Here is a 21,657-nt window from a genome sequence, read left to right as displayed (position 1 = left end):
GCTACCCGTAGCGTTGACGAGTTCTTCGATCACGGGAGAAGCACCGCCGCCTGTTCAAATAGTTCGAGTACGGGGCCGGGAACGACACCGAGAGCAATAGTAGCAACTGCACACAGGACAATGGCAACCAGGCTCATGCCCTCGGAGCCAACCGTGGTCGTACCCTCCGCGGGCTCCTCGAAGAACATGAGGACGATGAGACGGAAGTAGAAGAACGCGGTGGCAGCGGATGCGAGAACCGCGATGAGAACCAGCGGCCATGCTCCGCCCTCGATACCGGCTGCGAAGGCCGAGAACTTACCGACGAAACCACCCGTGAGCGGGATGCCGGCGAAGGAGAGGAGGAAGATGAGCATCGCAACAGCGAGACCGGGGTTGGTCTTGCCGAGTCCGGCCCACGCCTTGAGGTTCGTTGCCTCACCGGTCACGTTGCCAAGGCTGTCCTTCTCGCGAACGAGGGTGACAACCGCGAAGGCGCCGATCGTGGCGACCGCGTACGCGAGCAGGTAGAACAGGGTGGCGGAGATGCCGGAGGCCTCAAACGAGGTGACCGCGATGAGGACGAAGCCCGCGTGCGCGATCGACGAGTAGGCCAGCATGCGCTTGATGTCGGTCTGGACGATACCCATGACGGTACCAACCAGCATCGTGAGAATGATGATGGTCCAGAGCAGGACCTCCAGGTCCGCCTCCATGCCCGGGGCGATGACGTAGAGGAACCGGATCATTGCGGCGAAGGCCGCAACCTTGGTGCCCGCTGCCATGAAGCCCGTGATCGGGGTCGGGGCGCCCTGGTAGACGTCCGGGGTCCACGCGTGGAACGGAACGGCACCCACCTTGAACAGGAGGCCGATGAGGACGAGGACGATGCCGCCAATGAGGAGCCAGTCCATGCCCACCGTCTGCGTCGTGACGGACGCAACCTCGGAGAAGCGTACCGAGCCGGAGAATCCGTACAGGAGCACGAGGCCCATGAGGAAGAACGCGGACGAGAACGCACCAAGCAGGAAGTACTTGAGTGCAGCTTCCTGGGAGATGAGGCGCTTGCGGCGTGCCATTCCCGACAGGATGTAGAGCGGCAGGGAAAGAACTTCGAGCGCGATGAACAGGGTCAGCAGATCGCCCGCTGCCGGGAAGGCCAGCATGCCGGTGACGGAGAACAGGACGAGGGGGTAGACCTCTGTCTGTGCGATACCTGCGCGGGTCAGCTCGCGTTCCTCGGGGGAACCGGGGCGTGCCGCAGCGGAGGACGCGAACGCGCCCTCCTTCGTCTGGGTGCGATCCGCGATGACGAAGATGGCGAGCAGGGCGGCCACGAGGACCACGCCCTGCGCGATCAGGGTGAAGGGGTCCTCGATGAACTGTCCGCCCACGACCTCCTGGGCGCCGTCGCTATCGACAACGGTCCAGCGCCACACGACCGCCACGAGCGCGCCAGAGAGAGCCAGCGACGTGATGGTCACCTGGGTGGCGCGGCGTGTGCTACGGGGCGCGAAGGCCTCAACGAGGACACCGAGTACGGCTGCTCCCATGACCACGAGGATCGGGGTGAGCGCAGCCCAGTCAATATCTGGGGTCACAAAGTTTGTCACGCGAGGTTCCCTTCGATGAGCGCGGGCGCAGCCGAGATGGTCTCGGATACGAACGCGACGGACTGCTGAGCAACCGGCTCAACCAGCTCGATGATCGGGCCGGGGAAGAAACCGAGTGCCAGCATGGCTGCCACGAGAACACCGGCAACGGTCTTCTCAGCGCCAGTCAGGTCGGGAACCTGGATGGCGGGGCGAGGTCCGGTGAAGACCCGCTGGTAGGGCAGCAGAATGTAGAGAGCTGCAAGAATCACGCCAATGACGGCGATTCCGGCAATGACCTTCGATACTTCGAAAGTGCCGACCAGGACCATGAACTCTGGGACGAAGCCCGACAGGCCCGGGAGGGACAGGGTGGCGAGACCCGCGATGAGGAACGTGCCAGCAAGGAGCGGGGTGACCCGCTGCCAGCCACCGTAGCCGGTGACGAGCTGGCTGCCGCCCCTCTTGGCGAGGTAGCCAACAACGAGGAACAGGGCCGCGGTGCCAACACCGTGGGCAACCATGTAGAGGATTGCGCCGGTCATGGCGGTCTCGGATCCGGAGAAGATACCCATGACCATGAAGCCGAAGTGCGACACGGAGGTGAAGGCGATGAGGCGCATGAGGTCGCGCGAAGCGATCGCCATGAAGCCGCCCCAGATGATCGAGACGAGAGCAAGAACCATGATAACGGTGCCCGCGCTCTGGATGGCGCCCGGGAAGAGTGGCAGACACAGCGCAATCATGCCGTAGGTGCCGACTTTGTCGAGAACGCCAACGAGCAGAGCGGAGGTGCCTGCGGGTGCCTGTTCCGTGGTGTCCGGGAGCCACGTGTGGACCGGGAACATCGGGGCCTTGACCGCGAACGCGATGAAGAACGACAGGAACATGAGCATCTGTGCCGTCTCGGAACCGGTGACTGCTCCCGCGAGGTTCGCGATGAGGAAGCCTTCCGGTCCGCCGGGACCCGCCACGTAAACCGCGACCACGCCAACGAGCATGATGAGACCACCTGCGAGCGAGTACAGCAGGAACTTCAGTGCAGCCGCCTTGCGGTTCGGACCACCGTAGTTACCGATGAGGAAGTAGACCGGGATAAGCATCGCTTCGAACAGCACATAGAACAGGAACACGTCCTGTGCCGCGAAGATCGCGATCATGACGGACTCGAGTGCGAGCACCCAGGTCACGTAACCAGCATCCCTGCGGCCGCTCTCGGCCTCGTGGGGACGCAGGTAGCGGTCGGAGTCGGCGGTCAGGATGACGAGCGGGACAAGCAGGACGGACAGTCCGATCATGACCGCGCTCATGCCGTTCGCGCCCCACGCGATGGACACGCCAATGGACGGGATCCACGAGTAGGTCTCTGCCAGCTGAACCGTGCCGGCCGAAGCCGCATCGAATTCGCTGGCGAACGCGACAACTGCGCCGATGAGAACCAGGACAGAAACGATGACGCCGTACGCCTTCGCTTGACGGTGCAACGACTTGGTGAAAGCCAGAATGATGGCTGCTACCAGCGGCACCAGGATTAGGACAGTCAGCCAGGGAAAGGCTGCCGTTTGTGGGGTATCCATGTAACCTCTATTCCTCCAGTCCCGGTCAGATCCGCGCCAAGAAGGCGAGTGCGATGACGACGACGACACCGAGGGTCATGAGACCCGCGTAGCTTCGTGCGTAACCGTTCTGGATCTTACCGACGCTCCGTCCCACGGCGCCGAAGCCCCGTGCGATAGCCATGACGAGGCCATCGATGATGCCCCGGTCGGTGCCGTCCACTCCGCGCGTCAGCCACTGGCCGGGGCGCATGAACAGGCTTTCGTTGATGGTGTCCTGGTGCAGGTCGTTGCGAGCCGCAGTGACCAGAACATTTGCGGCGGGTGCCTCGACGGGCACGTCACGACGGACGTACATGAGGTAGGCAACTGCCACGCCCACGGCCACGAGGGTCAGGGTGAGGGCGATGATCACGGGGACCGGGATCACCGGGTCGTGATGCTCGACTGCGCCAGTGACGGGCTCGAGGAACGTGATGAAGCGGTCACCCGAATCCAGGAAGAAGCCGAGTCCGACTGAACCGATCGCGAGGATGATCATCGGGATGGTCATGAGGGAAGGCGACTCGTGCGGATGCTTCGCGTCCGGTCCTTCACTTGACCAGCGGGGCTTGCCGTGAAAGATCATGAAGAACATGCGGGACATGTAGAACGCGGTCAGGCCCGCAACGAGCAGAGTTGCGGTACCGAACACCCAGGGCTGCCAGCCCTCGCCAACGAACGCGGCCTCGATGATGTAGTCCTTCGAGTAGAAGCCCGAGAGGAACGGGAAGCCGATGATCGCGAGGAAGCCAAGACCGAACGTGACCCACGTGATCTTCATGTGCTTCCACAGGCCACCAAACTTGCGCATGTCGACTTCGTCGCCCATGGCGTGCATGACCGAACCTGCTCCGAGGAACATGCCGGCCTTGAAGAAGCCGTGGGTGACGAGGTGGAAGATGGCGAAGGCTGCACCGACCGGGCCGAGGCCCGCTGCCAGCATCATGTAACCGATCTGGGACATGGTCGAAGCTGCGAGCACCTTCTTCATGTCGTCCTTCGCGGCACCGACAATGGCACCGAAGATCAGGGTGATGACACCGATGATCGCGACTATGAGCTGAGCGGTGGGGGCACCCTCGTAGATGAAGCCGGAGCGCACCATGAGGTAGACGCCGGCGGTCACCATGGTGGCGGCGTGGATGAGGGCCGAGACCGGGGTCGGGCCCGCCATGGCGTCACCGAGCCATGCCTGCAACGGGAACTGCGCGGACTTACCGCAGGCAGCGAGAAGCAGGAACAGGCCGATCGCGGTGAGGATGCCCTCGGATGCCCCGCTTGCTCCAGCGGCAACACCATCGAAAGTGACGGTGCCGAAGGAGGCAAACATGACCATCATGGCGAGCAGCATGCCCATGTCACCGACACGGTTCATGACGAAGGCCTTCTTGCCCGCGGTGGCGTTCTCGGGAACCTGGTTCCAGAAACCGATGAGCAGGTAGGAAGCAAGACCCACGCCTTCCCAGCCCACGAACAGGACCAGGTAGGAGTTGCCCAGCACGAGGAGCAGCATCGCTGCGACGAACAGGTTGAGGTAGGCGAAGAACCGACGACGATCCTGGTCCTTCTCCATGTAGCTCACCGAGTACAGGTGAATGAGTGTGCCGACGAAGGTGACAAGCAGAACGAAGGTGATGGACAGCGGGTCAACCCGGAAGCCCAAGGACACGTTCAGGTCGGATCCGGGGATCCACTCGTACAGGTTCAGATTCTGAACTCGCTCAGAAGCGTCACGACCAAGCAGCTCGAGGGCGGCAAGAATACCGATCGCGAGGGAGCTCGTGGAGGCGAGGATGCCGAGCCAGTGGCCCCACTTGTTCGCGGACTTGCCGAGAAGCAGGAGGAAGCCGGCGGAAACCAGCGGGATAGCTACGGCGAGCCAAATCAACGACACGTTGCCGGTCGCTTCGATTGCGCTTGTGTTCACAATCTACCCCCGTCAGTTCTTGAGCAGGTTCGGTGCGTCAATCGACGCGGACCTGCGGGTTCGGAAGATGGACACGATGATGGCGAGGCCGATAACAACTTCGGCTGCCGCCACAACCATGACGAAGAAGGCCACGGTCTGTCCCGTGATATCCCCGTGCATGCGGGCGAACGTCACGATCGCAAGGTTGCATGAGTTGAGCATGAGCTCGACACCCATGAGGGCGATGATGGCGTTACGCCGTGTCAGGACCGCTACTGCACCGATGGCAAACAGGATGAATGCCAACAGCACGTAGTTCATGAGGCTCACTTGTTCTCCTCCTTAGAAGAATCTGGCTTGACCTCTTCGGCAGCCTGAGTTTCAGCGGCGGTGGGCACGTCGTCAGACTGTGCCTCCTCATCGAAGGCAGGGGCGGGCTTCACAGCCTCAGTCGACTGGGTGGGCGCGAGCGGCGCAGGAGTGCCGGGCATGCCCGGGAGTCCAGCTGTACCGGTCTTGCCGTACGTGGTGGGTCCGTCCAGACCGGGGCTGGTCTCGCTGGCGCGAGCAATTCGCTCGACGGTCTTGGGCGAGATCTCGCCGACGGTGCGGGCCTGACCACGGATGCGAAGAATGCGGGACACGGACTCCTCGACGGGCTTGCCTCCAGCCGTGAGAGCCGGGTTGGTCGACGAATTCGACTCGGCGTACACACCGGCGTTGGGCAGCTGGCCCGGGTGCGCGCCGGACTCGGCGTACGCCATCATCTTCTCGTTCGCCACATCGAGCTGCGTCTTGCGCGGCTTCAGGCGTTCGCGGTGCGTCAACACCATCGCGCCCATGGCGGCCGTGATGAGCAGGGCGCCGGATAGCTCCATGCCAAGCACGTGGTTGCCGAAGATGTCGGAGGCGACCGCAACGGGGTTCGACTCCGCGTTGACCTGCTCCATACCAACCGGGGTCGGCATGTCGGTGGAGGCGAACAGTGCGCCACCGAGGACGATGAGGAGGCCGAGTCCGCCGAGGCCCGCGATCCAGCGCTGACCCCTGATCGACTCGACGTTCGAGTCGGAGGAGTCGACGCCCACGAGCATGAGGACGAACAGGAACAGCATCATGATGGCGCCCGTGTACACGATCACCTGTACGACACCGAGGAACGGTGCCTCGAGAGCGACGTAGAGGAACGCGAGCATGATCATGACGGCCACGACCGAGACCGTGGCGAACACGGCCTTCTTAGCGAAGAGCAGTCCGAGGGCAGCGATCACCATGAGCGGTGCGAGCACCCAGAAAAGAATGGTCTCTCCCGTGGTCACTGTCCCGGTAACCGGATCAATTCCGGTGCTCAGGAACGGGTTCACTTCCTTGCCTCCTCAACGGGACGGACCGACTGCAGGGTCGGATCTTCGGGGCGACGTGCCGAAACCCAGTCGATCTGCTCCTTGGTGGGGCCGGTGACTTCGTTCCGGTAGTAGTCATCATCCGTGGTGCCTTCCACCATCGGGTGGGGTGCGGCCAGCATGCCGTCCAGCATCGGAGCAAGCAGATCCTGCTTCTCGAAGATGAGGGATTCGCGAGTGGGACCCACGAGGGAATCGAACTCGTTCGTCATCGTCAGCGCGCGCGTCGGGCACGCTTGGATGCACAGGCCGCAGAGAATGCAGCGCAGGTAGTTGATCTGGTACACCTTGCCGTAGCGTTCACCCGGTGCGTACTGCTCATCCGGAGTGTTGGCACCGGCCTCGACGTAAATGGCGTCGGCCGGGCACGCCCACGCGCACAGCTCGCAGCCAATGCATCGCTCCAGGCCGTCCGCGTAGCGATTCAGCTGGTGGCGGCCGTGGAAGCGCGGCTGGGTTGGTGTGCGCTTGAACGGGTACTCTTCGGTCACGTGCGGACGGAACATTGTCGAGAACGTGACACCGAAGCCGGCGACGGGTGCGAAGAACTTGCCAATGGCACCTTTCTTCTTCGGGGTGTAGAGTGCCGGGTCAATCGGGCGGCGTTCCTTCGAGTTCTCACTCATCAGAATCTGCCTCCTTTGCGGTAGACGAGTAGGCGGGTGCGCGCTTGGCTCTGGGCGACGGCGGGAGCTGTTGTCCCGGCAGCGGCGGGACGGGGAAGCCGCCCGCGTATGCATCGAAGTCGTCCTTCGGATCGGAGATGCTGCCATCGGCGGCAACTTCCTTCGGATCCGACTTGTCCTCGATGAACCAGAGGACGGCGAAGATGACGAGGAAGATCGCTGCGAGAACGATGAGGATCATCTGGGTGTCGATGTCGGTGAAGGAACCGATGCCCTGGATGATGGCGACGGCAACGAGCCAACCAAGAGCAACCGGGATCAGAACCTTCCAACCCAGCTTCATGAAGTGGTCGTAGCGCATGCGCAGCAGGGTGCCGCGGATCCAGACGAGGCAGAACATGAGGACCCAGGTCTTGAGGAAGAACCAGAGCATGGGCCACCAGCCCTCGTTGAACATGCCGTCGTTGATGGCGGACAGAGGCCACGGGGTGCGCCAGCCGCCGAGGAACACGACGACGGCCACGGACGACACGTTCAGCATGTTGATGTACTCAGACAGGTAGAACCAGCCGAACTTCATGGCGGAGTACTCGGTCGTGTGACCGGCAACGAGCTCGCCCTCAGCCTCGGGAAGGTCGAAGGGCAGGCGGTTGACTTCGCCCACCATGGAGATGAAGTAGGTGACGAACGCGGGGAGGCAGATGAAGACGTTCCACAGGTCCGTCTGTCCCTCCACCAGCGACGAGGTCGACATGGTGCCGGCCACGAGGAACACGGACAGGAGGGAAAGACCCATCGCGAGTTCGTAGGAGATGACCTGGGCTGCGGAGCGAACGCCACCGAGCAGCGGGTAGGTCGAGTTCGAAGCCCAACCACCGAGCACGAGACCGTACACACCGAGCGAAGCAACCGCGAGGATGTAGAGCAGTGCAACCGAGGAGTCGGCCAGCTGCAACGGCGTCTCGATGCCGAACATCGACACCTGCGGACCGAAGGGCATGACCGCGTAGATCGAGAACGCACACAGTGCGGAGATCGCGGGAGCAACGAAGTAAATGACCTTCTCTGCTCCCTTGAGGGAAATATCTTCCTTCAGCATGAGCTTGATGGCGTCGGCGAATGCCTGACCGAAACCGAGGAAACCAACAACGTTGGGGCCGAGGCGGTTCTGCATGCGACCGAGCGCGCGACGCTCCACCCAGAGGGCAAGGATCACGGAAAGGATGAGGTACAGGACAATGAAGACGGCCTTAATGAGCCAGATCCACCAGGTGTCCTGCGAGAAGTCCGCTACCGGTTCCGCCATGGCGGCAGGAAATGAGGTGAGCATTAGTTAACCTCCGCTGCTAGTGACACGATGCCGCCGGGAGCGGCACCCAGGTCTGCCACGTGGCAGGCCGGGGACTTCTTGGGAAGCCACACGACACGATCGGGCATGTGCGAAAGCACAACCGGGACCGTGATGGAACCGGCGGGACCCGTGACGGTGATCTTCGAATCCCTGCCAACACCGAGAGCCTCGGCGGTGGCGGGAGAGATGCGTGCGATGGCGCGGTGCGCAGTACCGGCCAGGTGCGGCTCGAAGTCCTGCAGGCGACCATCGTCGATCATGAGGTTCCAGGTCGACAGAACAGCTTCCGTCTCCCCCGGTGCCGGAGTCTCGCCTGCGGCTACGCGCGGGCGCTCGATCCGGGCACCATCCCAGTCGACCAGCTCACGGTATTCCGCGTGCACGGCCTCGAGGGTGGGCAGGCCAAGGTCGACACCGAGTTCCTCGGCGATTTCGGCAAGGACCTGGCGGTCGGTGAGAGCGGTCGAGGTGAGAACCTGACCGAAGGGGCGTTCGCGACCCTCCCAGTTAATGAAGGTGCCGCCCTTCTCAACAGGAGGAGCAACCGGGAACACAACATCGGCCTGGGCCGTGATGTTGGAGCGGCGCACCTCAAGGGAGATGACGACCGGTGCGTTCTCGAACGCTTCCTTGGCTCCGGCCGGAAGATCGGCTAGTTCCACGCCGGCGGTGATGAGTGCGAGCTGACCGGCGCGGGCCTGCTCGAGCATGCCGACCGTGTTGAGGCCAGGTTCGTCAGCCTTCGAATCCGTCCACGTGATGCCAAGGTCAACGCGTGCCTGGCTGTCGGTGACGGGGCGACCTGCGGGAAGCAGGAACGGCAGTGCGCCAACCTCGACGGCTGCGCGGTCACCTGCTCGCCTCGGAACCCAAGCAATGCGTGCGTTCGTGCGCTCCGCGAGATCCAGGACAGCGGACAGCGTGCCCGGGGTTTCGGCGGCGCGTTCGCCCACGAGGATGACACCATCGGTGAGGCGCTCGTGCAGTGCCTTGAGGTGCTCGGCGGGGGAATCTGCTGTGACGGCGGCGAGGACCGAGGGTTCGGTACCCGGTGCTGCGGTCACAAGCGTTCCCGACATCTTCAGCGTGCCGCGGGTTGCGAACGGCGCGAGGACCGAGACCGAGGTGGTCTTGGCCAGGACGCCCTTGCGCAGGCGGAGGAAGATGGAGCCGCATTCCTCTTCCGGCTCGAGGCCGACGAGGAGAACGTGGTTTGCCTTCTCAATTTCCTTGTAGGTGACACCAAGGCCCGTGCCAACCACGCTGGAGGCAAGGAACTGGTCCTCTTCCTCGGTGGTGACGCGGGTGCGGAAGTCAATGTTGTTGGTCTTAAGGACGGTGCGGGCGAACTTCGAGTACGCGTACACATCCTCAAGGGGAAGGCGGCCACCGGTGAGGACGCCGGTGGCGCCCGCGGCCTCGAGGCCGCGGGCCGCAACGTCAACGGCGTCCGCCCAGGAGGTGGGAACCAGCTGACCGGACTCGTCACGTACGTGGGGAACGGTGATGCGATCGTCGCCGTTCTGCCAGCGGAACGCGAAACGGTCCTTGTCGGTGATCCACTCTTCGTTGACCTCGGGGTCGTTGCCTGCGAGCCGGCGAAGGACGGTGCCGCGGCGGAAGTCGACGCGAATGTCGGAGCCGGAGGCATCGTGCTCGGTCACGGACGGGACGGACACCAGGTCGAAGGGGCGCGAACGGAACCGGTAGGTTGCCGAAGTGAGCGCACCGACGGGGCAGATCTGGATGGTGTTGCCGGAGAAGTAGGAGGAGAAGGGGCGACCCGACTCGTCCAGTTCGGCCTCACCGATCGGTCCGGGAGTCATGCCAACAACGAGGCCGGCTTCGCCGTGGGGTCCGGAGTTCTCGAAGTCCTCGACCTGGGTGGTCACACCCTCGCCGGAATCGAATCCGAGAACCGCAGCATCGAAGTTGCCGATCTGGGAGCCGTGGAGGCCGTGCACGTCGTAGCCGACGCTACCGCCGCCACGACCCTGGAGCTGGATGAACGCGTCACCGGCGATCTCCGACTGGAAGCGCGTGCAGCGCTGGCAGAGGATGCAACGGTCGCGGTCGAGCAGGATCTGGGAGGAGACCTTGATCGGCTTCGGGAAGGTGCGCTTGATGTCGGTGAAGCGGGAGGTGCCGCGACCCTCCGACATTGCCTGGTTCTGGAGGGGGCATTCGCCACCCTTATCGCAGATGGGGCAGTCGAGCGGGTGGTTAATCAGCAGGAACTCCATGATTCCGTGCTGCGCCTTCTCGGACACCTCGGAGGTGTTCTGGGTGTAGACCTCCATGCCGGGGCTGACTGCCTCAGCGCAGGACGCCACGGGCTTCGGGCCCTTCGCTAGGTTGCCGTCGCGTCCGGGGCGAGCCACCTCGACGAGGCACTGGCGGCAGGCGCCAGCGGGCTTCAGGAGGGGGTGGTCGCAGAAGCGAGGAATGCGGATGCCGGCCTGCTCGGCGGCACGGATGATGAGCGTTCCCTGCGGAACAGCTACATCCTGACCGTCAACCTTGATGTTGACAAGATCGGTTTCGGTCGCTGTCATGAGACACCTACTTCAGTGAAGAGTGCGGACTTTTCGTACGGGAACAGTTCCCAAGCGGGCGTCGTGAGACCTGCTTCGAATTCCTCCCGGAACTTCGTGATTCCGGACTGGACCGGAGTTGCGGCGGCGTCGCCGAGTGCGCAGAACGAGCGGCCGGCAATGTTGCCTGCGATCTCGTACAGCATGTCGACGTCGGTGGGCAGGCCCTTACCGGCTTCGAGGCGGTGCATGACTTGACGCATCCAGAACGTGCCCTCGCGGCACGGGGTGCACTTGCCGCACGACTCGTGCTGGTAGAAGTCAATCCAGCCGCGGATGACGCGCACAACGGAGGTGGTTTCGTCGAAGACCTGGAGCGCACGGGTTGCAAGCATGGAACCGGCCTGGACGATCTCCTCGTAGCCGAGGGGCACATCAAGGTGCTCGGGGCCAAGGAGCGGAGTGGAGGAACCGCCGGGGGTCCAGAACTTCAGTTCGTGACCCTCGCGGACACCGCCCGCCATCTCCAGAAGCTCGCGCATGGTGATGCCGAAGGGAGCCTCGTACTGGCCCGGGTTCTTGACGTGACCCGAGATCGAGAAGAAGCCATGTCCCTTCGAACGTTCGGTGCCCATGGAGGAGAACCACTCGGCGCCGTTCTTCACGATCGTGGGAACGGAGGAAATGGTCTCAACGTTGTTGATAACGGTGGGGCGTGCCAGGTAACCCTTCGCTGCCGGGAACGGCGGCTTCAGGCGGGGCTGGCCGCGGCGTCCCTCGAGGGAGTCGAGGAGCGCGGTCTCCTCACCACAGATGTAGGCGCCCGCACCGGCGTGAACCGTGATGTCGATGTCGTAGTCGCCGTTCGGGCCAAGTCCCTTGCCGAGCAGACCGGCGTCGTAGGCTTCGCGCACCGCTGCCATGAGTCGGCGGTACACGTGGACGACCTCGCCACGCAGGTAGACGAAGCCGTGATGCCCACCGATTGCACGCAGACAGATCGCCATGCCCTCAACGAGGGCGTGCGGGTTCGCCATGAGAGTCGGGATGTCCTTGCAGGTACCCGGCTCGGACTCGTCGGCATTGACCACGAGGTAGCGGGGTCCACCATCGGCGGGTGGCAGGAACGACCACTTGAGGCCGGTTGGGAAGCCGGCGCCACCACGGCCGCGCAGGCCGGAGGCCTTGACGAGTTCCGTGAGTTCACCATCTCCGTAGTCCCACGCCTTTGCGAGACCTTCGTAACCACCGTGCTGGCGGTACGTGTCGAGCTTCCATGACTGCGGAACATCCCAAAGGTTTGAGATGACCGGAGCCAGTGTCACAGCGTGTGCTTGCTCAGTCATCGTGACTCCTCCCCTGCTTGAGGTGCGGTCCAGCCGTTCTGACGCGCGAGATTGAGACCCACGAGAGATTCCGGACCTGCACCGATGCCTTCATCGACAAGGCCGTCCTCGAAACCAGCGAGGGTTCGGGAGACCTCTTTAAACGTGTGGACCTTGTTGGGGCCACGGGTGGGCTTGATATCCTCGCCGTTCGTAATCTTCGTAACGATGTCGATGGCGGAGGCCGGTGTCTGGTTGTCGAAGAACTCCCAGTTCACCATGATAACCGGTGCGTAATCGCAGGCGGCGTTGCACTCGAGCTGCTCGAGCGTGATCTTGCCATCCGCGGTGGTCTGGTCGTGACCGATACCCAGGTGCTCGGAGAGCTTGTCCCAGATGATGTCACCACCCATGACTGCGCACAGCGCGTTCGTGCACACGCCAACGTTGTATTCACCGTTGGGGCGGCGTCGGTACTGCGAGTAGAAGGTGGCAACAGCCGACACCTCTGCACGGGTGAGGCCGAGGACGTCGGCGCACAGGCCGATGCCGCGGGGCGACACGTAGCCGTCTTCGGACTGGACCAGGTGCAGCATCGGGAGAAGCGCGGACCTGTCATCCGGGTACCTGGCAATAATCTGTGCCATGTCATCGCGGAGTCGGGACTCGACTTCCGGCTCAAAACGTTCGGACATTAGCGATCAACGCCTCCCATCACCGGGTCGATTGATGCGAGGGCAATGATGACGTCGGAGAGCATGCCGCCCTCGCTCATCATCCCCAGCGACTGTAGGTTGGAGAATCCCGGGTCACGGAAGTGCGCACGGTAGGGCCGTGTGCCACCTGCGGACACGAGGTGCACGCCGAGGGTGCCCTTGGCGTGCTCGACGAGCTGGTAGGTCTGGCCCGGGGGAACCGAGAAGCCTTCCGTCACGAGCTTGAAGTGGTGGATGAGCGACTCCATGGAGTCGTTCATGATCTCCTTGATGTGCTCGTACGACTGGCCCTGGCCGTCGTTACCAATCGACATCTTCGACGGCCACGCAATCTTCGGATTCTCGACCATGACAGGTTCGCCTTCGCTCTCCTCCAGGTCCTCGAGAACCTGGTAGACGATGTGAAGCGACTCGTATGCTTCCGCGAAGCGGATGACTGCACGGTTGTAGGCATCCGACTTGTCTGCCGTGGGAACCTCGAACTCGTAGTTCTCGTAGCCGCAGTACGGCTGAGTCTTACGCAGGTCGAAGGGCAGGCCGGCTGCGCGGAGGTTCGGTCCGGTCATGCCGAGTGCCAGCATGCCAGCAATCGGCATGGTGGCGATATCAACGTGGCGGGCCTTGAAGATCGGGTTCTGCACGACAACGTCCTGCATCTCTTCCAGAGTCTTCTTGACGTTCGGGAGGAGCTCACGAATGTACTCAATCGTGCCCTCGGGGAAATCGTCGGGAAGGCCGCCGGGGCGGACGTAGGAGTGGTTCATGCGAAGGCCGGTGATGCGTTCGAAGATGCGCAGGATGTCTTCACGACCGCGGAAGCCCAGGGTCATCATCGTGGTTGCGCCGAGCTCGTTGTTGCTCGATGCGATGGCGACCAGGTGGGAGGCGATGCGGTTGAGCTCCATGAGGAGCACGCGGATCTGAGAGGCGCGGCGCGGAACCTGGTCCGTGATGCCGAGAAGCTTCTCAACGGCGAGGGCGTAACCGACCTCCTGGAAGAAGGGGGCCACGTAGTCCATGCGGGTACAGAAGGCAACGCCCTGAACCCAGGTGCGGTACTCCATGTTCTTCTCGATGCCGGTGTGGAGGTAGCCGGTGGAGGAGCGCAACTCGCGCACGTACTCACCGTCAAGCTCCAGGAGCAGGCGGAACACGCCGTGGGTGGAGGGGTGGACTGGGCCCATGTTGACGACGATGCGCTCTTCGCCCAGGCGTTCAGCCTCAGCCGTCAGGTCCGACCAGTCGCCGCCCTCTGCGTGGTGCTGGGGTGCCGAATTCAGGTCCTCTTCGGTAGCGCCGGAGGTGGCGTGGAACCGGGAATCTGTAGTCATCAGTTGTAGCTCCTGCGAGTATCCGGCGGCGGTACGACCGCGCCCTTGTATTCGACCGGGATGCCGCCGAGCGGGTAGTCCTTGCGCTGCGGGTGGCCCTGCCAGTCGTCCGGCATGGCGGTGCGGGTGAGACCCGGGTGATCATCGAACACGATGCCCATGAGGTCCCAAGCTTCGCGCTCGTGCCAGTCGTTACCGGGGTAAACAGCCGTCAGTGTCGGCATGTGCGGATCCTCGTCGGAGCACACGACCTCGATCGCGATCTGGCGGTTGTGAGTAATGGAGAACAGTGCCGTGTAGGCGTGCAGCTCCCTGCCCGGATCTGACGGGTAGTGAACGGCGGACGAGCCGAGGCACAGTTCGAAACGAAGATCCTGGTCGTCGCGGAGCATCTTCGCCACCATCGGCGAATGTTCCTTGACGATGAAGAGGATGAGCTGGCCGCGGTCGATGACGACCTTCTCGATCACGGACTCGGGGTTGAGTCCCTCAGCTGTAATGAGTTCGACAAGAATATCGACGGCCTCATCAAACCAGGAGCCGTAGGGGCGCTGAGCTGCCGGGGAAATCGTGACCGTCTGCTCGAGGGTCCCGAATCCGGAGGTGTCACCGGATCCCTTCACTCCCCACTGGCGCTGGGAGGTGGCGATGACTTCCAGGTTTGGGCGTCCGCCACGCGCTAGTTCGTTCTCGGTCACGCGAGCAGTCCCTTCATCTCGTGGGTGGGTGTGGCTTCAAGAGCTGCCTGCTCTGCGCGGCGAGCAATCGCCTTGCGGTGTCCGAAGAACTTCTCGTCCGCAATGAGCTTGCGTAGCTCGAGCACGGAGTTGATGAGCATCTCGGGACGCGGCGGGCATCCGGGCAGGTAGATGTCGACCGGAACAATGTGGTCGACACCCTGAACGATGGCGTAGTTGTTGAACATGCCGCCCGAGGAGGCGCAGACACCCATGGAGATAACCCACTTGGGCTCCGCCATCTGGTCGTAGATGTTGCGTACAACCGGTGCCATGCGGTGGCTGACGCGACCGGACACGATCATGAGGTCAGCGTGGCGGGGCGAGGCGCGGAACACTTCGAGACCGAAGCGGGCCATGTCGAAGCGCGGGGTACCCGCGGCCATCATCTCGATGGCGCAGCACGCAAGTCCCATTGTGACCGGCCACTGGGAACGGGAACGTCCCCAACCTGCCAGGCCCTCAATGGTGGTGAGCATGATGCCCGGCGATCCATCATCGTCATGCGAATGTGCCATGATTTATCTCCTCAGTCCCATTCCAGGCCGCCGCGGCGCCACTCGTAAACGAACGGCACGGTGATCAGGAAAATGAATGTCAAAACTGCAATGAGCCCGAAGGCTCCCAGCTTGTCGAACGACACCGCCCACGGGTACAGGAACACCACTTCAATATCGAAGATGATGAACGTCATGGCGGTTAGGTAGTACTTGATGGGGAAACGTCCCGCTGTTCCCGCATTCGGGGTCGCCTCAACGCCGCATTCGTAATTCGCGACCTTGACGCGGTTGTACCGTTTGGTACCAAGAAAGCCGGTCGCGACAAGACCGCCGATGGCGACCACAAGCGCCACGACGATCATGAGGAGTATCGGGGTATAGGGGTTCATTTCGCCTCCATTGCGCAAACGACCCGCAGGCAACCATCGCCTGCCAGGTTCACACTTCTAGGGTAGTCGGTAAATTCGTGGCGTGTTGCAGTACTGATAATCGGGATCAAGCGGACGGCACCAACTTCGTGAGCGTGGTGATGAGCTTGTCCATCCAGTCGCCATCCCTGCGGTCGTACCCGTCGGACAGCAGCTTCATGACAAGCCTCATGAGGGTCGGCCTGGGCAGCCCGTAGTGCACGCACAGGTGCATGATCTCGGGCCGCTCAATGAGCGAAGCGAAGACGCGACCAAGCGTGTAGTAGCCGCCCAGTTCCTCGCGAAGTTCAGCGCTGTACTGGTGCATGACCCGGTCCTGCTGGCCGAGGGTGCGGCGGGCGAGAGCCTGGTTGATGAAATCGGCAGCGAGCCTGCCCGACTGCATCGCGTACGCGATGCCCTCACCGTTGAAGGGAGAGACCATGCCGCCGGCGTCACCAACGAGGAGGAGGCCCTTGTCGTAGTGGGGCTTACGGTTGAACGCCATGGGGAGAGCGGCTCCCCTGACTTTGCCAACCTGGTTCTCCTTCGTGAATCCCCATTCCTCAGGAACGTTCTGCATCCACGTGTCGAATAGCTTGCGGTAGTCGATGCCCGTGGGCTTCGCGGTGGAGGACAGGGAACCAAGCCCAACGTTGACGAGGCCGTTGCCGAGGGGGAACACCCAGCCGTATCCGGGCATCAGGTTGGACTTGCCGGGTTCACCCTCCCACAGCTCGAGGTGGGATTCCATGATCGGCTCATCGGCGCGCGGGGACTTGAAGTACGTGCGGGTCGCGACACCCATCGGGCGATTGAAGGTCTTCTCGCGACCAACGGAGGTGGCGAGGCGAGCGGAGACACCACCGGCATCGATGACGAAGGGCGCGTAGAAGCGCAGGAGCGGAGCGTTCTTGTCAGCACCTTTGGGGCGTGCCTCCACACCGATGACCCGGCCAGAGCGTTCGTGAATGATGGGACCGGTCACGGTCATGTTCTGGCGCAGGTCAGCACCGGACTCGACGGCCTTCATGGCGAGGTCGTGGTCGAGATCGCCGCGTGCGCGTGCCATGCCGTAGGAGGGCATGGAGCTCAGCTCGGGCCACGGAACCTCAATGCGGTGGCCGCCGCCGTGTGCGACGAGAGAGTAGTTTCGGATCCAGCCATCGGTGTTGACACCCATGCGGATGATCTCCGCAACGGAGCGAGGGGTGAGGCCGTCACCGCAGATCTTGTCGCGCGGGAACTCGCCTTTTTCGAGTAGCAGAACGTGACGACCGGCTTGCGCGAGATAGTGCGCTGCCGCAGAGCCACCCGGCCCCGCACCGACAACGATGGCGTCTACCTCACCGTCGAAGCTGTTTCCTGACACAGTTGTCCTTTCGCTACCGCGTTATCCTATCAGCGGATTTGTTCAAACAATCCATTCGCAAGTGTGGTCATTTACCAAAGGGGAACGTTGCTAAATTACCGTTCCCCTTTGGTCTGTTCACTCTGGCTTCGTTGCCCGATGGAGGGCGACGATGCCGCCGCTCAAATTGCGATACTGGACGCCCCGCCATCCCGCACCCTGGACGCGCTTCGCGAAGTCCTTCTGGTTTGGCCACGCGACAATCGACTCAGCCAGGTAGTCGTACGCCTCGGAGTCCGATGACACGAGGGAGGACATGAACGGCAGAGCGGTGCCCAGGTAGAAGTTGTAGAGGGCCCTGAACGGCTTCCACGTGGGAGTGGAGAACTCGTTCACGACAAGGGTGCCGCCGGGACGGACCACGCGCAGCATCTCGCGAAGGGCAAGATCCGGATCGTTCACGTTCCGCAGTCCGTAGGAGATCGTCACGGCATCAAACGTGTTGTCGGCAAAGGGTAGCGCGGTCGCATCGCCGGCGATGAAGTCCATGTCGGGCTGGCGTTCCTTGCCCACCTGCACCATGCCGATTGAAAAGTCGAGAGCAACGACATCGGCTCCCGCCTCCGCGTACACCTGCGAGGAGGTGCCGGTGCCGGCAGCGATGTCCAACACCTTCATGCCCGGGGTGATGTTCAGGGCATCCCGCACAGCGGCACGCCAAATGTAGACCTGGCCCAGGCTCAACACGGTGTTGGTGATATCGTAGCGCTTCGCAACGTCATCAAACATTCCCGCGACTTCGCGCGGGTCTTTCTTTAGGGTGGCTCGACTCATAGCTCCATTATGACCCCATACCAAGTATGCTTTTTGCTTGTGTCCGACCTAACGCCACTTTTTGTTACCACTGGGCTGGCCGCATCCAAGCCAGCTCCAGGGGATATCCCCCACCCGCGAAACAACCTCATGTGGGTGAGCGAACATTCCGGACTTATCGGATGGGGCGAGGCCACGCGAGCCACCTTTGCTGGACCCGACCGCTTTACGCAGGCACAACAGTGGTTCGACGAGCTCGTGAAACTGGCTCAGATCTCCGATTCCGTTACCCGACCCGGCACCGGCCTCACCGCCTTTGGCACGTTCTCCTTCGCGAACGAATCTCGTGACTCCTCCACCATCATCGTTCCCGAGAGGATCCTCGGATGGGACGAGCGCGGAGCATGGGAAACAGTTATTTCCACGGAAGAATCCGCTACTACCACAGCGGAGACCATCGAAGCAATTAGTGATGTTGGCCACGTGCACCTGTCGGCGGGTGAATTGGACGAGGATGGGTTCACCTCAGCGGTCGAAGAAACCGTCGAACTCCTCTCCCGCGGGGAGGCGAAAAAGGTCGTTCTAGCTCGCGACCTGGACATTCGCACCGAGTACCCGATGGACGAGAGGCTCCTCATCGCCAAGCTCGCCCACGCCTTCCCCACCTGCTGGACCTACTGCATTGACGGGATGATCGGGGCAACACCGGAGATGCTTGCCTCAGTACGCGCCGGACACCTCTCGACCAGGGTCCTGGCCGGCTCCTGGCCCACGACTCAGGGTCAGGACGCTGCCGAGCACGCGCTCCGCACCTCAGCAAAGGACATTGCAGAGCACAGGTACGCTTCCGATTCCGTGCTCCACGCCCTCGATCTTCAAGCTTCCGGGCCGGTCCGCACCAACGGCCCCACGATCCTGCACCTGCCCAACGTCGTCCACCTCTCGACGGACTTCGAGGCGGACCTCGCTCCGGGATGGACGGGACTGACAGCAGCGGGAGCCATACACCCCACCGCAGCGGTCGGTGGCACGCCAACGGACGCAGCTCTCGAGATCATCGATCGCATCGAGGGACTCGACCGAGGACGCTACGCCGCCCCCGTGGGCTGGATGGACTCCGCAGGCAACAGTGACTGGGCGCTCGCACTTCGCTGCGCTCAGCTCAGCCCCACAGATCCCAACCGGGCGCGAGCGTTTGCAGGCGGCGGAATCATGGACCGCTCCGTCCCAGCACAGGAGCTGTCCGAGACCGAGGCAAAGTTCTCCGCCATCCTCAAGGCCTTCGAGTAAGGCTTCTCAGAAGGGCGTTCCAGTAGGGCCCTGAGTAGAGCCCTGAGTAACGACGATGTTCCTGGTTCTGGAAGCAGCTTCTACCCGCGAGCCCAGCTTAGGAGATTCCCACGTCCGCCCCACCTCACGTCTGAATGACATGACGTGAGCGAGGTAAGGACCCGAAGAAAAAGGACCTGAAGCGATGAGGACCCGAAGAAAAGGGACCTGAAGAGATGTGGGAGGGGCCCGAGCCGCCGTTCGGTGCCTCGGGCCCCTCCTTTTCTCACGTGTCGCTCGAGCGGATGCTACCTGGCCGAGCAGAATGGCGAGGACTCGACTGCGTTTTACTCCTCGCGCTTGCCAAGCACGAGCTCGACCTGGCGAACGGTTCCTTCGCGGTAAACCTCGAGGACAACGGTTTCACCCGGCGAGTACTGACGGACGTACCCGGTCAGAGCAGTGTTCGATGCGAGCTGATCACCATTGATCGAAAGGATGGTGTCGCCGGATTCGAGTCCGTACTCCTCTGCCGGAGAACCGGGAGAGACCTCAACGACGGTGGTTCCAACTCGGGTGCCGGTGTCAGTTGCGACGGCTTCGGAGGTGGTCGTGACACCGATGAAGGCGTGATCAACGGTTCCATCATCCATCAGATCATCAACCACGCGGGTGACGAGGTCGATCGGGATGGCGAAGCCAAGACCAATCGAGCCGGTCGAACCGCCATCGGAGGACGAGAGTGAGGCGATCGAAGAGTTGATGCCAATGACCTCGCCGCTGGCGTTAAAGAGCGGGCCGCCGGAGTTACCAGGGTTGATCGCAGCGTCGATCTGGATTGCGTTGGTGACAACAGCGGAAGAGGTGTCGCCTTCCGTGACAACGGGACGATCGAGAGCGGAGATGATGCCCGTGGTGACGGTCGAGGACAGGCCAAGCGGGTTACCGATGGCGACAACGGGTTCGCCCACGACGAGGTCATCGGAGGTGCCCAGTGTAGCCGGAGTCAGTCCCTCGGGAACCTCATCGAGCTGGATGACTGCGAGGTCGGTCGAGGAGTCGGAACCAACGATGCTGGCATTGATGATCTGACCATCCGAGAGGGTGACCTGGATCTGTTGTGCGCCAGCAATCACGTGATGATTCGTCACGATGTGTCCGTCAGTGTCGATGATGACACCGGAACCCGTAGACGAGGAGCCCTGGCTCCGCACATCAATCGCAACGACGGAGGGTTGGACTTCCTGAGCGATCTGAGCCCAGTTCACTCCCTCGTCGGAAGCCACGGTACGGATCTCCGTAGTGGTTTCGCTCGAGACCGCGGCATCGGTGTGGGGTTCGGTGAGGCCGTAGACCAGTCCGGCACCACCCGCACCACCGACGAGACCAGCCACGAGGGCGATTGCGGCCATGCCGGCCACTCCCCGCTTCCTCTTCGTCGGCTGCGTCGGGGCGTGGTAGGGGCCGCCGTAGTTTCGCGGACCCTCGGGCCCCTGGCCCGCATGGGGGCCGAAGCTGGCACCAGCACGAGGACCACCGTAGGAGGGAGCGCCAGCCGCGGGAGCAGATCCCGCCATCGGTGCAGAACCGGCCTGAGGAGAAGTACCGGCATGAGGAGAAGTACCGGCATGAGGAGCAGAACCACCGAGCGGCGGATTGCCTGCCTGCGGGGCCGAACCCGCCTCCGGGGAGCCACCAGGCTGCGAGGGCTGAGAAGAGTAGATGCGCTGCGGCGATACTCCCTGGTATCCGCCCGGGTAGGCGGGGTACGCGTTGGAGGAGCCATCGCTCGACTTGCCCACTCCGGAGGCGTTGTTGGCCTGCGCATTCGCCGAGGGGCTGAACCTGCGAGTGTCGCTTATCGGATTGGTCGAGTTGCTTGAGCCGGTGCCATCAGAGGGCTGACCGTAGGGGTAACGATCGGTCGGGTTGGTATCGGGGGTGCCCGTGGCACCTGCCTCGAAACCAGTGTTGTGCGCGTGGAGCTCGCCCGTCTGGTTGGCGTCCAGTGCGTTCGCCTCGCCGTCGCCCAGGTTGCCCTTGGCACTCCATCGGGAATAGTCGTTCTCGTTCACCGCTCTCGGTCCCTTCTCTTGTCGTGAAACCATGCGGGTTCACTTCTCTGGTTCGACATTAGTAAACCGAGTCGTTCTGCTAAATGTCTTCATGGATTCTGAGCGGATGCTGGAACCCTACTCTTCTTCCTGCAACGCACA

18 protein-coding genes are annotated in these 21,657 nt (G+C 62.7%); 1 reads left to right on the top strand and 17 read right to left on the bottom strand.

The window, feature by feature from the left end; genetic code table 11:
- Window positions 1–29: 29 nt before the first annotated feature.
- From nuoN to QMB98_RS06625, 16 genes are all read right to left on the bottom strand, one after another.
- The gene (gene nuoN, locus QMB98_RS06700; RefSeq protein WP_371684926.1) at window positions 30–1,532 is read right to left on the bottom strand and encodes an NADH-quinone oxidoreductase subunit NuoN; all 1,503 of its coding nucleotides are present in this window, start codon (window positions 1,530–1,532) and stop codon (window positions 30–32) included.
- Between the two features lie 56 nt (window positions 1,533–1,588).
- On the bottom strand, window positions 1,589–3,148 hold the full coding sequence (locus QMB98_RS06695; RefSeq protein WP_371684908.1) for an NADH-quinone oxidoreductase subunit M: 1,560 nt from the start codon (window positions 3,146–3,148) through the stop codon (window positions 1,589–1,591).
- 25 nt (window positions 3,149–3,173) lie between these two features.
- Window positions 3,174–5,096, bottom strand: coding sequence for an NADH-quinone oxidoreductase subunit L (gene nuoL / locus QMB98_RS06690; protein WP_371684907.1), 1,923 nt, complete (start codon window positions 5,094–5,096; stop codon window positions 3,174–3,176).
- A gap of 12 nt (window positions 5,097–5,108) precedes the next feature.
- A complete protein-coding gene (gene nuoK / locus QMB98_RS06685; protein WP_371684925.1) occupies window positions 5,109–5,399 on the bottom strand; it encodes an NADH-quinone oxidoreductase subunit NuoK in 291 nt (96 codons plus the stop codon).
- 5 nt (window positions 5,400–5,404) lie between these two features.
- A complete protein-coding gene (locus tag QMB98_RS06680) occupies window positions 5,405–6,442 on the bottom strand; it encodes an NADH-quinone oxidoreductase subunit J (RefSeq protein ID WP_371684906.1) in 1,038 nt (345 codons plus the stop codon).
- Window positions 6,439–7,107, bottom strand: a complete 669-nt coding sequence (nuoI, locus tag QMB98_RS06675; protein WP_371684905.1) for an NADH-quinone oxidoreductase subunit NuoI — start codon at window positions 7,105–7,107, stop codon at window positions 6,439–6,441. The genes QMB98_RS06680 and nuoI overlap by 4 nt, the downstream gene beginning before the upstream one ends.
- A complete protein-coding gene (nuoH, locus tag QMB98_RS06670) occupies window positions 7,100–8,437 on the bottom strand; it encodes an NADH-quinone oxidoreductase subunit NuoH (protein WP_371684904.1) in 1,338 nt (445 codons plus the stop codon). Before nuoH ends, nuoI begins: the two co-directional genes overlap by 8 nt.
- Window positions 8,437–11,013, bottom strand: a complete 2,577-nt coding sequence (locus tag QMB98_RS06665; RefSeq protein WP_371684903.1) for an NADH-quinone oxidoreductase subunit G — start codon at window positions 11,011–11,013, stop codon at window positions 8,437–8,439. Before QMB98_RS06665 ends, nuoH begins: the two co-directional genes overlap by 1 nt.
- Window positions 11,010–12,338, bottom strand: a complete 1,329-nt coding sequence (gene nuoF, locus QMB98_RS06660; protein ID WP_371684902.1) for an NADH-quinone oxidoreductase subunit NuoF — start codon at window positions 12,336–12,338, stop codon at window positions 11,010–11,012. The genes QMB98_RS06665 and nuoF overlap by 4 nt, the downstream gene beginning before the upstream one ends.
- Window positions 12,335–13,012, bottom strand: a complete 678-nt coding sequence (gene nuoE, locus QMB98_RS06655; RefSeq protein WP_371684901.1) for an NADH-quinone oxidoreductase subunit NuoE — start codon at window positions 13,010–13,012, stop codon at window positions 12,335–12,337. Before nuoE ends, nuoF begins: the two co-directional genes overlap by 4 nt.
- A complete protein-coding gene (locus tag QMB98_RS06650; protein WP_371684900.1) occupies window positions 13,012–14,364 on the bottom strand; it encodes an NADH-quinone oxidoreductase subunit D in 1,353 nt (450 codons plus the stop codon). Before QMB98_RS06650 ends, nuoE begins: the two co-directional genes overlap by 1 nt.
- The gene (locus tag QMB98_RS06645) at window positions 14,364–15,062 is read right to left on the bottom strand and encodes an NADH-quinone oxidoreductase subunit C (RefSeq protein ID WP_371684899.1); all 699 of its coding nucleotides are present in this window, start codon (window positions 15,060–15,062) and stop codon (window positions 14,364–14,366) included. The genes QMB98_RS06650 and QMB98_RS06645 overlap by 1 nt, the downstream gene beginning before the upstream one ends.
- Window positions 15,059–15,619, bottom strand: a complete 561-nt coding sequence (locus QMB98_RS06640; RefSeq protein ID WP_371684898.1) for an NADH-quinone oxidoreductase subunit B — start codon at window positions 15,617–15,619, stop codon at window positions 15,059–15,061. Before QMB98_RS06640 ends, QMB98_RS06645 begins: the two co-directional genes overlap by 4 nt.
- A gap of 11 nt (window positions 15,620–15,630) precedes the next feature.
- Entirely contained in the window at window positions 15,631–15,990 is a 360-nt protein-coding gene (locus QMB98_RS06635; RefSeq protein WP_371684897.1) for an NADH-quinone oxidoreductase subunit A, read from the bottom strand.
- 106 nt (window positions 15,991–16,096) lie between these two features.
- Complete coding sequence (locus QMB98_RS06630; RefSeq protein ID WP_371684896.1) at window positions 16,097–17,380, bottom strand: geranylgeranyl reductase family protein; 1,284 nt, start codon at window positions 17,378–17,380, stop codon at window positions 16,097–16,099.
- Window positions 17,381–17,497: 117 nt separating this feature from the next.
- On the bottom strand, window positions 17,498–18,193 hold the full coding sequence (locus QMB98_RS06625; RefSeq protein ID WP_371684895.1) for a demethylmenaquinone methyltransferase: 696 nt from the start codon (window positions 18,191–18,193) through the stop codon (window positions 17,498–17,500).
- 135 nt (window positions 18,194–18,328) lie between these two features.
- Here QMB98_RS06625 and QMB98_RS06620 point away from each other — a divergent pair, with 135 nt between their 5' ends.
- Window positions 18,329–19,462, top strand: a complete 1,134-nt coding sequence (locus QMB98_RS06620; protein ID WP_371684894.1) for an isochorismate synthase MenF — start codon at window positions 18,329–18,331, stop codon at window positions 19,460–19,462.
- Window positions 19,463–19,788: 326 nt separating this feature from the next.
- Here QMB98_RS06620 and QMB98_RS06615 read toward each other — a convergent pair whose 3' ends face one another.
- The gene (locus QMB98_RS06615) at window positions 19,789–21,549 is read right to left on the bottom strand and encodes a trypsin-like peptidase domain-containing protein (protein WP_371684893.1); all 1,761 of its coding nucleotides are present in this window, start codon (window positions 21,547–21,549) and stop codon (window positions 19,789–19,791) included.
- Between the last annotated feature and the right edge of the window lie 108 nt (window positions 21,550–21,657).

Source organism: Flaviflexus sp. (genome assembly GCF_041440645.1).
Taxonomy (GTDB): domain Bacteria; phylum Actinomycetota; class Actinomycetes; order Actinomycetales; family Actinomycetaceae; genus Flaviflexus.
Note: the sequence above shows the minus strand (reverse complement) of the source record. Positions and strands in the feature narration are given on the sequence as shown.

Coding starts and splice junctions, on each gene's coding strand:
- nuoN (WP_371684926.1), bottom strand. CDS start 1,532: ATGGGAGCAGCCGTACTCGGTGTCCTCGTTGAGGCCTTCGCGCCCCGT.
- QMB98_RS06695 (WP_371684908.1), bottom strand. CDS start 3,148: ATGGATACCCCACAAACGGCAGCCTTTCCCTGGCTGACTGTCCTAATC.
- nuoK (WP_371684925.1), bottom strand. CDS start 5,399: ATGAACTACGTGCTGTTGGCATTCATCCTGTTTGCCATCGGTGCAGTA.
- nuoI (WP_371684905.1), bottom strand. CDS start 7,107: ATGAGTGAGAACTCGAAGGAACGCCGCCCGATTGACCCGGCACTCTAC.
- nuoH (WP_371684904.1), bottom strand. CDS start 8,437: ATGCTCACCTCATTTCCTGCCGCCATGGCGGAACCGGTAGCGGACTTC.
- QMB98_RS06665 (WP_371684903.1), bottom strand. CDS start 11,013: ATGACAGCGACCGAAACCGATCTTGTCAACATCAAGGTTGACGGTCAG.
- nuoF (WP_371684902.1), bottom strand. CDS start 12,338: ATGACTGAGCAAGCACACGCTGTGACACTGGCTCCGGTCATCTCAAAC.
- nuoE (WP_371684901.1), bottom strand. CDS start 13,012: ATGTCCGAACGTTTTGAGCCGGAAGTCGAGTCCCGACTCCGCGATGAC.
- QMB98_RS06650 (WP_371684900.1), bottom strand. CDS start 14,364: ATGACTACAGATTCCCGGTTCCACGCCACCTCCGGCGCTACCGAAGAG.
- QMB98_RS06640 (WP_371684898.1), bottom strand. CDS start 15,619: ATGGCACATTCGCATGACGATGATGGATCGCCGGGCATCATGCTCACC.
- QMB98_RS06635 (WP_371684897.1), bottom strand. CDS start 15,990: ATGAACCCCTATACCCCGATACTCCTCATGATCGTCGTGGCGCTTGTG.
- QMB98_RS06625 (WP_371684895.1), bottom strand. CDS start 18,193: ATGAGTCGAGCCACCCTAAAGAAAGACCCGCGCGAAGTCGCGGGAATG.
- QMB98_RS06615 (WP_371684893.1), bottom strand. CDS start 21,549: ATGGTTTCACGACAAGAGAAGGGACCGAGAGCGGTGAACGAGAACGAC.